This window comes from Rhizobium sp. 01N447_2 (genome assembly GCF_056399245.1).
Window position 1 is genome coordinate 1 of sequence record NZ_JBFTQY010000007.1, and the last position, 12,685, is coordinate 12,685.

Annotated in this window: 12 protein-coding genes; 10 read left to right on the top strand and 2 right to left on the bottom strand. The window is 60.1% G+C overall.

Annotated elements, in window-relative coordinates; all coding sequences use genetic code 11:
• On the bottom strand, window positions 1-1,134 hold a 1,134-nt coding region (locus AC1ECN_RS05760; protein ID WP_477952440.1), incomplete at its 3' end, for an acyl-CoA dehydrogenase.
• 163 nt (window positions 1,135-1,297) lie between these two features.
• Here AC1ECN_RS05760 and AC1ECN_RS05765 point away from each other — a divergent pair.
• Complete coding sequence (locus AC1ECN_RS05765) at window positions 1,298-1,636, top strand: cupin domain-containing protein (protein WP_024319997.1); 339 nt, start codon at window positions 1,298-1,300, stop codon at window positions 1,634-1,636.
• A 22-nt stretch (window positions 1,637-1,658) separates the two neighbouring features.
• Here the strand turns inward: AC1ECN_RS05765 and AC1ECN_RS05770 are convergent, their stop codons facing one another.
• On the bottom strand, window positions 1,659-2,612 hold the full coding sequence (locus AC1ECN_RS05770) for a LysR family transcriptional regulator (protein WP_018071115.1): 954 nt from the start codon (window positions 2,610-2,612) through the stop codon (window positions 1,659-1,661).
• A 198-nt stretch (window positions 2,613-2,810) separates the two neighbouring features.
• On the opposite strand from AC1ECN_RS05770, the gene AC1ECN_RS05775 reads away from it, so the two are divergent.
• The 9 genes from AC1ECN_RS05775 (at window position 2,811) to AC1ECN_RS05815 (ending at window position 12,677) form a co-directional block, all read left to right on the top strand.
• Window positions 2,811-2,951, top strand: a complete 141-nt coding sequence (locus AC1ECN_RS05775) for a hypothetical protein (protein WP_018071116.1) — start codon at window positions 2,811-2,813, stop codon at window positions 2,949-2,951.
• A 138-nt stretch (window positions 2,952-3,089) separates the two neighbouring features.
• A complete protein-coding gene (locus AC1ECN_RS05780; RefSeq protein ID WP_226306943.1) occupies window positions 3,090-4,430 on the top strand; it encodes a polysaccharide biosynthesis/export family protein in 1,341 nt (446 codons plus the stop codon).
• 174 nt (window positions 4,431-4,604) lie between these two features.
• A complete protein-coding gene (locus tag AC1ECN_RS05785) occupies window positions 4,605-5,321 on the top strand; it encodes a glycosyltransferase family 2 protein (RefSeq protein WP_226306942.1) in 717 nt (238 codons plus the stop codon).
• A 25-nt stretch (window positions 5,322-5,346) separates the two neighbouring features.
• A complete protein-coding gene (locus AC1ECN_RS05790; RefSeq protein ID WP_477952441.1) occupies window positions 5,347-6,507 on the top strand; it encodes a glycosyltransferase family 4 protein in 1,161 nt (386 codons plus the stop codon).
• A complete protein-coding gene (locus tag AC1ECN_RS05795; protein WP_477952443.1) occupies window positions 6,494-8,590 on the top strand; it encodes a hypothetical protein in 2,097 nt (698 codons plus the stop codon). Before AC1ECN_RS05790 ends, AC1ECN_RS05795 begins: the two co-directional genes overlap by 14 nt.
• Window positions 8,587-9,474, top strand: a complete 888-nt coding sequence (locus tag AC1ECN_RS05800) for a DUF6492 family protein (RefSeq protein WP_024320001.1) — start codon at window positions 8,587-8,589, stop codon at window positions 9,472-9,474. The genes AC1ECN_RS05795 and AC1ECN_RS05800 overlap by 4 nt, the downstream gene beginning before the upstream one ends.
• Window positions 9,471-10,301 carry a hypothetical protein gene (locus AC1ECN_RS05805; RefSeq protein ID WP_477952445.1) on the top strand — a complete coding sequence of 277 codons (831 nt, stop codon included), beginning with the start codon at window positions 9,471-9,473 and terminating at the stop codon, window positions 10,299-10,301. The genes AC1ECN_RS05800 and AC1ECN_RS05805 overlap by 4 nt, the downstream gene beginning before the upstream one ends.
• Window positions 10,294-11,295, top strand: coding sequence for a glycosyltransferase family 2 protein (locus tag AC1ECN_RS05810; RefSeq protein WP_024320003.1), 1,002 nt, complete (start codon window positions 10,294-10,296; stop codon window positions 11,293-11,295). Before AC1ECN_RS05805 ends, AC1ECN_RS05810 begins: the two co-directional genes overlap by 8 nt.
• Before the next feature lie 2 nt (window positions 11,296-11,297).
• Window positions 11,298-12,677, top strand: a complete 1,380-nt coding sequence (locus AC1ECN_RS05815; protein WP_164567631.1) for a polysaccharide biosynthesis protein — start codon at window positions 11,298-11,300, stop codon at window positions 12,675-12,677.
• Window positions 12,678-12,685: the final 8 nt, after the last annotated feature.

The window sequence follows — 12,685 nt, forward strand, 5'->3', positions numbered from 1 at the left end:
GATGTCGTGTGTGCCCTCATAGGTGTTGACCACTTCGAGGTTGACCAGATGACGGGCGATGCCGAATTCGTCGGAGATGCCGTTGCCGCCGAGCATGTCGCGGGCCGCCCGCGCCATCTCCAGCGCCTTGCCGCAGCTGTTGCGCTTGAGGATCGAGGTCAGCTCCACCGGCGGATGGCCGTCCTCCTTCATGCGGCCAAGCCGCAGGCAGCCCTGAAGGCCGAGCGCGATCTCCGCCGCCATGTCGGCGAGCTTCTTCTGGATCAGCTGGTTGGCGGCAAGCGGCCGGCCGAACTGCTTGCGCTCCAGCGTATATTGCCGGGCTCTCGCATAACAATCCTCGGCAGCACCGAGTGCGCCCCAGGCGATGCCGAAGCGGGCCGAGTTGAGGCAGGTGAACGGTCCCTTGAGGCCGGTCACATCAGGCAGAAGGTTTTCCTCAGGCACGAAGACCCCGTCCATCACCACCTCGCCGGTGATCGAGGCGCGCAGTCCCACCTTGCCGTGGATGGCGGGAGCCGAAAGCCCTTTCCAGCCCTTTTCGAGGATGAAGCCGCGAATGAGGCCATCCTCGGTCTTTGCCCACACGACGAAGACATCGGCGATTGGTGCGTTGGAGATCCAGGTCTTCGAGCCGGTCAGGCTGTAGCCGCCATCGACCTTTTTGGCACGTGTCGCCATCGAGCCGGGGTCGGAGCCGTGATCCGGTTCGGTCAGGCCGAAGCAGCCGATCCATTCGCCGGTGGCGAGTTTCGGCAGGTATTTCAGCTTCTGCGCCTGCGACCCGAAGGTTTCGATCGGCACCATCACGAGTGAAGACTGGACGCTCATCATCGAACGATAGCCACTATCGACCTTTTCGACCTCGCGGGCGATCAGGCCATAGGCGACGTAACCGAGGCCGGCGCCGCCATAATCCGGCGAAATCGTCGGGCCGAGCAGGCCGAGTTCGCCCATTTCGCGGAAGATCTCAGGATCGGTCTTTTCATTGCGGAAGGCGTCGAGAACGCGGGGCGCAAGCTTTTCCTGCGCATAGGCGTGGGCGGTGTCCTGCACCATGCGCTCTTCGCTGGTCAGCTGCTCCACCAGGCGGAACGGATCGGCCCAGTCGAAAACTTCGCGCGTATGCTGCATGGCGGTGTCTCCTCAGCTTGCCTCGCTCAAGTTGGCCATAGACCCGCCAGCCGACCGCGTCAACAGAAGGTGGTCGCACCGAAAAGACGGGCCACGCCATCTTTTCAAAAGCGTCGGCATGATCCACTTTGCCCGGGATCGATTCTGGAACGAGGAGGCGGAAATGTCGTCAAGCGATCTGTTCGTATCGGCCGAAGGCGCCGAATGGGTCAATCCCGAGCCCGGCGTCGTCAGGCGCATCATGACCTATCTGCCCGAGATGATGATGGTGGAAGTGGCCTTCGAAAGCGGCGCCGTGGGTGCGGCCCATTCGCATCCGCACATCCAGGCGAGCTATGTCGCCGAAGGCAGTTTCGAAGTGACGATCGATGGCCGGACCGAGGTGCTCAAGCAGGGCGGCAGCTTCATCGTGCCCCCCAATCTCATCCACGGCGTCAAGGCGCTGGAAAAGGGCCGGCTGATCGATGCATTCACTCCGCACCGGGCCGAATTCCTGAAATAGCTGGCATGACGCCACTCATGATCTAAACGTCCGCTCTTGTCCGGCGCGCCGGGCCGGCGGCAGTGACATAGGGCGGCACGAAGCGTGCATCCTCGCCGCGCACCGCCTCGCGCAGGAAATCGATGACGGCGCGCACGCGCGGCGCCTGTTTCAGGTCGCGGTGGCAGGTGATCCAGTAATGGCGCTTGAGGTCGATCTCGTCTGGCAGCACGCGCACGAGTTCGGGATAACGGCTGGCGAAGAAATAGGGCAGGATGCAGAGGCCGAGGCCGTTTCTCGTGGCGGTCAGCTGCGCAAAGATGCTCGAGCTCTGGAATTGCGGCTTGATGCGCGGGTGCACGTCGCCAAGGTAATCGAGGCCCGGCGCGAAGATCATTTCCTCGATATAGCTGACGAAGGGATGGCTGAGCAGGTCTTCGCGGGAGTTGATGTCGGGCGCCTTGGCCAGATAATCGCGCGAGCCGTAGACCTGCAGGTGATAATCCGTCAGCTTCTCGGCGAAATAAGCCCCGCCCTTCGGTTCGTCGAGCACGACGGAAAGATCGGCCTCCTTGCGCGACAGCGACATGATCTGCTGGATCGTCACCAGTTCGAGCGCCAGGTGCGGATGCTGGGCGGCAAACTGCGGCAAGACGGTTGCGAAGAAGAAATTGGCAAAACCCTCCGGCGCGCTGAGCCGCACGAGGCCGCGCTGCGCCATTGAGCCGTCGGCGAGGTCGGCACGCAGCCGTTCGGTCTCCTGCTCCATCTTCTCGGCCGTCTCGACGAAGCGCGTGCCCATGGCAGTCAGCACGTAGCCGCGCGGATTGCGCTCGAACAGCTTGACCTTGAGGGTGAACTCCAGCCGGTCGATGCGGCGCGAGACGGTGGCATGGCTGGAGCGCAGCTGGCGGGCCGCCGTCGACAGCTGTCCAGTGCGGGCGACGGCTAGAAAAAACTGCAGATCGTCCCACGTAAACTGCGGTGGATTGTTCATCGCGGTCCCCCTCTGTTCAAAAACCAATAATGAATTGCGCAATTTTCCGCACCTGCCATCCCGTCATCATCGCTATGGCAGAAGGCCGATGCGACGCCGTTCAAACTCGCACAGTAAAAACCCCCGTGGCTTAACAGACCATGGCTAAGACTTCCCCGCGAACTTCTTCGATTATACGAGCAAAAGGAGTTCGCCCCCATGTTTGCGGATAGTACGGTTTTCATGGTTGGTGCCGGGGCAAGCGTTGAGGAAAAATCAACCGTTTCGGCCGAAGCCTGGATCATCATCGCTTACATCAGCATCCTCACCCGACGCCTGGCAAGATACTACATTCATTGAATTCTTTTCGAGGCAGGCTCTGAGGTTTCTTGGAGGATATATTAATTCTGCTTAAGTACTATTGAATATGGTTAATATTATGTTAACCTTAAAGAGATCCGAGGAGATTAGTACCTTTTCAAGCCGGAAATTTGAAACATGAAGCTTTCGCAAATAATATCTCCAGCTATGTCTGAATATAGGCTGAGAAGTGGTTCTCGCCTGAATCAAACAATACTGTGCGTGGTATTTGCGGCAATTGTTCCATTGACGCCGGCGGCAGAAGAGTTACCTGCGCCCACGGAACCGGTCTCGGTTGTGACATCTGGTGAGACTTTGGCCCGGCAGCCGCAATTGTTGCGTGACGTTCTTCGCTCAGGCGATAAATTGAATCTCGCATTTTACGAAAGCCTGGCCTCCGTAGAAGATCGCTGGACGGGCTCACAGGGAACGGTTCCCTGGAACTTTTACCAGCGGCCCGAGCTCACTGGCGAATACGTCGTTGAAGCGGACGGAACGATTTCGGTTCCGCTATTGGGACGCTTCCCGGTTCGAGGGCTTCCTCCCGCGGATGTGGAGGCGATAATTCTGCCGTCGTACGAAAGTTTGGTCGGCAGAAAGGGGTTCGTGAATATCGTCAAGATTGAGCACCAGCCTATTTATATTACCGGCCCGGTTCGTAATCCTGGCTCGTTTCGATATGTTGATGGCATGACTGTTCTGCATGCCGTTGCGCAAGCGGGTGGCATGGCGGCGAAGACTATTGAGCCATGGCAGAGTGTGGAAATTACTCGCCAGATCGAGCGGTTGAAAGTTGGGCTGGCCGATCTGAAGCGGCTTGCGTCGCGAACCGAGGTGCTCAGGGCGAAGCGCGATTCCGTACAAATTGCCAGCATTGGCACACCTGTTCTCGGTCCCGATCCCGATGCTCAACGATTGCTGGATGATGAGACATGGCAGCGCCAGTTGGTAACGACGAGCAAGGATGCGCAGAGCAGTGCTTACGCAAAATCTGTTGCCGATGCTCAGACCGATCTCGATCTGCGTCAGGCACGCGTCGGCAATTATGATGCCACCATTCGGGTCCGTCAGGATCGGCTGGCAAGTATCGAGAATTTGGCCAAAAACAAACTTGTCACCAGCATTGAGTTGACAAGGGCACAAAGCGAACTGACCGAGTCGGAAGATCGAAAGCAGCAAGCCGTCATCGATGTCGAGAGCGCAAAGCAACGGCTGGCGGCAGCAAAACAGGACGTTGAGCGCGATCGTATCGAACGCAAGATCGAGATCGAAAAGTCGGCAGCGGATGCTGAAAGAGGCCTATCCACGGCGTTGCAGACGACCGAGAGCGATCTTGAAATTTTCCAGTCCATGGTATCGTCGAACGATAGCGCCGATGTTGAATTCGAAATCGTTCGGCCTGGACCGAATGGTGTCATCGTCGAACCTGCGACCGAAGAAACGGTCTTACAGCCTGGCGATCTGATCAAAGTACATTGAGGGCTTAACCAGATACTCCTCCCGAGTGGGAGAGTTTAATCCTCCTCTCGGCCAAAGAGCTCAGGGGCATCGTCGATTTGCGATTTGTCACGCGGTCCAAAACGCCATGGAGAGCTTATGTCTACAATCGAAGCTTTAGAATCCTCGCATTCCTCAATGCCGGTCCAAGGTCCGATGTTCAATTTGCCAAGGACCTCACTCGTCATTCCAACCTTGAACGAAGCGGAAAACATTAAGCTGCTTTTGCCCCGCATACCGACATGGGTGCATGAAATCATCATCGTCGATGGGCGATCGACAGACGGAACGCCGGATATAGCGCGAAGCATGCGCGACGATGTCAAGATCGTACTTCAGCCCAAGAAGGGCAAAGGTATCGCATTGCGGACGGGCTTCGAAGCCGCATCTGGTGATATGATCGTGATGCTTGATGCCGACGGATCGATGGATCCTTACGAAATCATCTTGTTCGTCGCGGCTCTTGTTGCAGGTGCRGATTTCGTCAAGGGTTCGCGCTTTATGCAGGGTGGCGGCACCAGCGACATGACGGTCATCCGCCGTTTCGGCAATCTGGGTCTGACCCTGCTGGTCCGGATGCTCTATGGCAGCTCTTTCAGCGACCTGTGCTACGGCTATATGGGCTTTTGGAAACGGCATGTTCCCTTGCTGCGTGCCGATTGCGACGGCTTCGAAATCGAGACGCTGATCAATTTGCGGGCCCTGAAGAACAAGCTCAAAATCATGGAGGTCGCGAGCTTTGAATCGGAGCGCGTCTTCGGCGTCAGCAATCTGCGTGCGCTTCCGGATGGCTGGCGCGTGCTGAAGACGATCTTCCGAGAACGCGTCAGTACACCGACCGGCGTCCAAGTCCTCGAGCAGAGCATTTCCTGAGGTCTGGATTAATTGGCGAGGCCGCATGATGCGCATCTTGATGCTCAGCGCGAGATACCTGCCTTTTGCCGGAGGGACGGAAACCCATGTAAGCGAGGTCGCAACCCGGCTCGTGCGCAAGGGGCATACGGTGACGGTATTGACGGGCAATCCCGACGGCCTTCTTCCGGCAGTGGAAACCCGAGACGGCGTGCAGATTGTCAGGCTGAAGACGTTTCCCCGCGGGCGGGATTGGTGCTTCGCCCCCGGCGTCTTCAGGGCGGTTGCCGAAGGGGATTGGGACCTGATGCATGTTCAGGGCTACCACACCTTCCTGGCACCGTTGGGAATGGCCGCCGCATCGCGCAAGGGGCTTCCCTTCGTGGTGACCTTTCACAGCGGTGGCCATTCGTCACGATTTCGGTCCTCGGTCCGGCGCTTCCAACATAGAATGCTTGCGCCTCTGGCTGCTAGGGCAGCGCAGCTCATTGGCGTGTCGCGATTCGAAGCGGATCTATTCAGCCAGAATATGGCAATCGCGAGAGACCGGTTCATCGTTATCCCCAATGGCGCGCGCCTGCCGGAAGCGTCCGGGCGGCGACCGGCTTCACCTCACGATAGGCCGCTGATTGTCTCGCTCGGCAGGCTGGAGCGTTATAAAGGTCATCATCGGGCGCTTGCTGCATTTAATGTGCTGGCAACAAAATTCCCCGATATGCGCCTTCGGATCCTGGGAGAAGGGCCCTATGAGGCGAAGCTGCGCCAGCAGGTGGCCGAACTCGGGCTCGGCAAMCGTGTCGAGATCGGGGTAATTCCGCCGACCGACCGGTCCGCGATGGCCGATCTTTTGTCTTCGGCCGCTCTTGTCGTGCTCCTCAGCGATTATGAAGCTCACCCCGTGGCGGTTATGGAGGCGCTTTCGGTCAAGGCTCCCGTACTGACCACCGACACATCCGGCTTTCGGGAGCTGGCTGAGGAGGGCCTCGTGCGATCCATTCCGCTCAACGCTTCGCCAGACTTCACCGCGCGTGAAATGCTCGCCGCCATGGACGCGGGGCCGATCTCAATTGAGACGAGATTGCCGGACTGGGACGATTGCACGGACCGGCTGCTGATGGTGTACAGGCGCGTACTTTCGCATCCGCAGCCTGAACTGCGAACCGGTCCAGCACTGCTTGGAGATTTGAAGCACGATGACCGTTGTTAAGGGGCGGACTTCTCCAGATGAGCAGAAGGCCTACCAGGACGGAGCTTATCGTCATGGCTATGCAGGAAGCGTTGCCATTCCACGTGTCGATCTGTGGATCGCCGCGTTTCTGGGCCTGCGCAGGCAAGACAGCGCGGTCGGAGGTGTTGCCGATCCTTCGTCGCTGGGGATGTCGYCGGTCTTTGCCTTCCTATGCAGCTGCGCCCTTGTTGTGGCCGCTCTTGCTGCAAACGCCAGTCGGCTGGGAGAGGGCTGGGCGGTTCCGACGTTTTATTGCGCAATCGCTGTGATCTTTCTCCCCGCGGCGGCGCGAATCATCCATCCGCGCGCCAGCCGCCTGGAGCGCCTGGCGCTCATAGTGATCGTGACCTCAGCCCTCTTCGTGGTGCGCGTCATCCGCGCGCCCGTCGCCTTCATAGACCATGACGAATTCCTGCACTGGGCGACGGTGAACGACATTCTGGAGGCGGGGCGACTGTTCCTGCCCAATCCCCTTTTGCCGGTCAGCCCCCTTTATCCTGGGCTAGAGCTCATAACGTCCGCTTTGGTCAACCTGTCCGGACTGTCCGTCTTCGCGGCAGGCCTCATCGTGTTGGCGACGGCACGGATGATGCTGATGCTTGCGCTATTCCTGCTCTTTGAGAAGATCACGGATTCTGCACGGATCGCCTCCATCGCCTGCCTGATTTACATGGGCTCGTCCACGTTTTTGCTGTTCGACGTCCACTACTCCTATGAAAGCCTGGCGATCCCCATGCTTGCGGCGGTGCTGTTGGCTTCGGAAAGCCGACGCATGGAGCCAAGCGACGCGGCAGGCTGGCCGACGGTCGTCGCCACCGTGGTCCTGATCCTGGCGCTCGCGGCTACTCATCATCTCACCTCCTATTTTTGCACGGCCCTTTTGTGCGGCACGGCGGTGATGGAATGCCTGAGACAGGGCGCGTCCGCTATGCAGAAGCGGCGGGCGATCCTGCTGGCCTCGATCGCCGTGATTGCTCCGGTCGCCTGGTCGAAGATCGTCGGAAACCCCACCGGCAGCTACATCCTTCCCGTCCTGGAAGGCGGCATACACGAGGTAGCGCAACTCGTATCGAGTTCGACCTCGACGCGTAAGCTTTTCGTGTCGGACACGGGAGCCTTGGCGCCTGCTTGGCAACGTTACCTGACGATGGCGGGCGTCGCGCTGATCTGCCTGGGACTTCTCACCGGCTTTCTCCGCTCGCTCGTTTTCAACGGGCAGCACCGGAATGCGAGCATCCTCTGGCCGCCGACCAGATGGCGCCTATGGCGGTCAAGCCTTCTCCAGATCCTTGTTTTGGTGACCCTGGCCTATCCCGTCAGTATCATCTTCCGCCTGACGCGCAGTGGGTGGGAGATTGGCAACCGCATCGGCTCGCTATCCTTCCTCGGCGTCGCAATTGTCGTCGCAGTGGCCGTTGCGGCGTTCTGGCACGGCACGTCACGTGGCTGGCTGCGCGCAACGGCGCTTGCCGCCGCCGCAACGACGGTGCTGATTGCTGGTGTCATCAGCTCCGAGGGACCACGTATCCTAGTTCCCGCCGGCTATGAAGTGTCGGCCGACTCCTCGTCGATAGAACCGATGGGGATCAGCGCCGCAAGGTGGACCAGGCGATGGTTGGGCGGCCAGCATTTCGCAGCCGACCGGATCAATCGCCTGCTCCTGTCCACCTACGGCCGGCAAAGGGTCTCGACCACGCTTGAGAGTGGGCAGGATACAAGCATGGCCATCACCGCAGCCGATCTCGGCCCGATGGAACGCAAGCTGCTGATCGGCTCGGGCGTCGGTTTCGTCATGGTCGACCTGCGCTTGACCACCGGCCTGCCCGGCGTCGGCGTCTATTTCGACGGCGGCGCGCAGGACCGAAACCACACGGTCCCCCTCCAGTCGTCGTCGCTGCTCAAGTTCAATTCCGAGCCCGATGTCGACCGCACCTTCGACAACGGCTTCATGGTCATTTTCGACGTCGGGCGGCTCGGGAAAGCACGGCAGCCCGCCGTCCCTGGTAAGCGGACCGGAGAGCCGGTGCAATCCTTGGAACGAACAGACGGAGATTTGCAATGATCGATAGCCGTATCGACGCTTTCATGTGCGTCCATTCGCGGGACATCGAATATTTGCTCGAAGCGTCCCTTCGCTCCTACCAGCAGCATTTCCCCGACAAGGGAAACCTGACCATGGTCACCGACAACCCGGCCGCTTTAAGAGCCTTCCTCGACGCGAAGGGTCTCGTGCCTGGCGCCGCCGTCACCGGCGACAACGACTGGCTTTCGGCCAGCGAACTGGAACTTCCCGGCTGGTTTCGGCAACAGATCATCAAGCTGCGCGCCTTCGAATTCTGCCGGACCGAGCATTTCTGTAATCTCGGTGCGGATACACTGCTGCTGCGGCCCATCGCGACGACCGACCTGATCGACCGGCGCGAGCCGGTTCTCTATTATTCCAGCCACAGGCTTCCCGATCTGCACTACCGTTTCGAGAAGAAACGGTTGCGCAATGTTGCAAAGATCCTCGGCGTCGAGCCGGCCCGGTCTTTTCGCTACGTCGATTTCATCAACGATTTCTTCTGCTTCAAGCGCGAATGGCTCATCGCGCTGAATGACTACATCGCGTCGAAATACGGCTCAAAACCCTACGTCGAGCTGCTCAAGGGTCTGAGCGCGTCCAAAGACCAGACACGGTTCGGGGAATGGACGCTCTATTCCGTTTTTCTGCTTGATGTGATGCACCGGTCGCCGACGATGCGCGATGCGCGCGGGGCCTATCTGACGCAGATCCATAGCCGCCTCGGCCTCACTCTGAGCCGGCTGGACAGCAAGATCGTTCATCTCGTCCAGAAATCCTTCGACCCGAACGTGATCCGCCAGAAGCTCATGAAGGTGAACCCGGGCGCCGCTCAGATCATCGGCGCAACGGCATGGGCGGATGCAGGAGCTCGTCCCCGATGATGGCCCGCCGTGTCTTTCTGGGAATCCTTCCGCTGTGGGTTCTTGCCGCTGCCTTGGCCGTAACGTGGCTGCCCGAAACCTTTTCGACCTGGGAGAAGGCGGTCCGCCTGGCGCTCTGCGCGCCGCTGATACTGTATTTCCCGGGCCGCATGCTGGTGGACAGCCTGCGCATAGAGGGCGATATGGTCACGCGGGGGACGCTCTCGGTGTTCCTGAGCTTCGCGGCCTGCATTTTTTGTGGGCTTCTGCTGCATGTCGTCGGGCATCTCGATGCGCGAGGCTGGGTATACGCGCTGGGCCTGACGACTTTCGCCGTTCGGTGGCTGAATGTCGTTTTGCAGCTCGCAAGGCCGGTTCCGGCCATTCCCTGGGCTTGGCCCGGCCGCCGTTTTTTGACCTTCGCAGCTTCCATGATCTTGGCGACGAGTTCCGTCCTCGTGGCGCGCCCGGTCGCGCTTGAACGCAAGCCGTTTCATTTCACCGAGCTTTGGATGGTGCCCAAATGGAACTGGACGAACAATGTGGTAACGGTCGGCGTGCGCAATTCGGAAGACGCCAAGACGGTTTACAGTCTTGACCTTGTTCTGGGCGGCACGCTGATTGGAAAGATGCCAACCTTCGAACTGGCGCCTTCCTCCAGCCAAACCTTCGAATTCTCCGTACCGACAAGAACGCGCCCTCCCGCACGGCTGGAAGCCTGGCTCTTCAAGGGCRGCGACAGGGGAACGATCTACCGCAAAGTCTGGATGACCATCGACCCACTCCAGTCCCCGGCATCCACCGGAATAAGCCTTCAATTCGCTGATCCGGAGATGAAAAATGGATAATCTCCAGCACCCCGTGCCCGGCAAGCTCACGACGGCAATCGTCATCTGCTGCTATTCCGACAAGCGCTGGGACATCCTCAACAAAGCAATCGAGGCGGCAGCGCGCCAAGTCCCGGCCGCGGACGAGATCGTCGTCATCGTCGATCACAATCCGGCGCTCGCGCTGCGACTGCGCGCTAAGCGCTTCGAAACCCCGGTCAGGATCGTCGAGAATATTCATCCGCCTGGCCTCTCCGGTGCCCGCAACACCGGGATTTCTGTCAGCCGTGGCGAGGTCATCCTGTTTCTCGACGACGACGCCGTGTCGGACCAAGATTTGCTGGCGACCCTGGTGCGGCAACTGGAGGATCCCTCGGTTCTGGGCGCCGTGTCCGCGATCCGCCCGTTGTGGGAAACAGACCGTCCGTCCTGGTTCCCCAACGAATTCCTGTGGACCCTCGGCTGCACCTATCGCGGCCTTCATCCCGGGCCGGTGCGCAATCTCATCGGCGCGTCGATGTGCATCCGCCGAGACGTCTTCGATCATACGGGCGGCTTCGATTCCGGCTTGGGTCGAACAGCCAAGGCTTTGCCGCTCGGATGCGAGGAAACCGAACTCTGCATCCGTGCAACCAAGGCCTTGCCGCATGGCCGTTTCGTCTTCGAGCCGTCGAGCGGCAGCGATCACGCCATACCCGCCGATCGCGCGACGTGGAAATATTTCCTTCACCGATGCTGGGCCGAAGGGCTTTCAAAGGCCAGCCTATCGTTGATGGCAGGCTCCGGCGAGGCGCTGGCGTCGGAAAAGACCTATATGACGAGGACATTGCCCCAAGGGGTTATGCGGGGACTGGCGGATGTGTTGCTTGGCCAGCCGAGCGGCCTTCTGCGGGTCGTGGCGCTGGGCGCCGGCCTGGCGGCCACCGCAGCCGGCTTCGTTCTCGGGCGGACCCGCGCTGCCCTTAAGCGACCGTTCACCTCCGTTCCTGCTCGCGCTCTCGAACCGGTGGAATAAGCATGATGACCGTCAGCGCCGCCATTGCCAAGGTCCGCAGTCTTCTGATGAATCAGGCGGTTTTGCTCCTCAATGCAGGCATGCTGGGCCTTGGAACGTTGATGACGGCCATTCTCGGCTTCGTCTACTGGTGGTTGGCGGCGCGATCCTTCTCGGCCGAAGCTGTCGGGCTCGCCGCCGCCGCCATATCATTGATGAATCTCCTCGCGAATCTCGGTGAAGTCGGTCTCGGGCCCTTCCTGATGGGCGAGATAGGCCGTCAGAAGAGAGCAGGCCCTTTTCTGACGGGCGCCCTCCTGGCCTCGTTCAGCGCCTCCATCGTCGTCGGGCTGATCTATCTTGTTATCGCAGCCCGTACATCGACGCAGCTTGGCTCGATCGTCGGCTCCTCCGCGAGCGATCTCTTCTTCGTCGCTGGTTGCGCTCTGACGGCCGTGACCCTCGTGCTCGACCAAGCCCTGGTTGGCCTTTTGCGCAGCGGCCTTCAACTGACCCGGAATGTCGTCTTTGCCGCCAGCAAGCTTCTTTTGCTGATCGCTCTCGGCCTGACACTTGGCCGGGCGACCAGCGGACTGGCGATCTTCACCACCTGGTTTGCCGGGCAGCTTGTCTCGCTGGTCGTCGTGGCCGGGCTTCTTGTTTATGCCGGCAGGCGCGTTTTCCACCGGCCGGAGACCCACGCCTTCCGACCGGTGCTCGGACAGGTTTTTGGCCATCATGCGCTCAGCATGGCTGTTCAGGCGCCAGCGCTGCTGCTGCCCGTCGTCGTCACCGTGATGCTGTCGGCTGAGATCAACGCCGCCTTCTATGCCGCCTGGACGGTGCTGAACGTTGCGCTTCTCGTCCCTGCGTCACTCGCCTCGGTGTTGTTTGCCATCGCTGTGCGGGAGCCGGAGCTATTTCCTTCGCGCCTGCGCCTGTCGCTCGGCTTGTCGATGCTCGTCTGCGCTGCGACCGCCTTGGCGTTCCTCTTCCTGTCGCGCTTCATGCTCTGGATATTCAATCCGGCCTATGCTGCGATTGCAGGAAATGACCTCCAGTTTCTGGGCGTTGCCGCTTTCGGAATGGCGTTGAAGTATCATTATCTGGCGGTTCAACGTGTCCGACGGCGCCTGGGTTTTGCCACCCTCGTTCTGATCGGCGGTGCGGTGCTGGAGATCGCGGCCGCCGCCGGTGGTGCGCAATTCGGGATCGCGGGCACAGCCAACTTCTGGGTCATCGCTGTTTCACTGGAAGGCCTGCTTCTGTGCCCGGCATTGTATTGGGCCACACGGCACACTGCGACGCCGTCCACCACCGCGCCACCAGCGGCTGCCGGTGTCTCGACATGCGGCAATTCCCTCGACGAGACAGACCAAATCGGAATTGCGTCACGGGCTTGAAAGGGAGT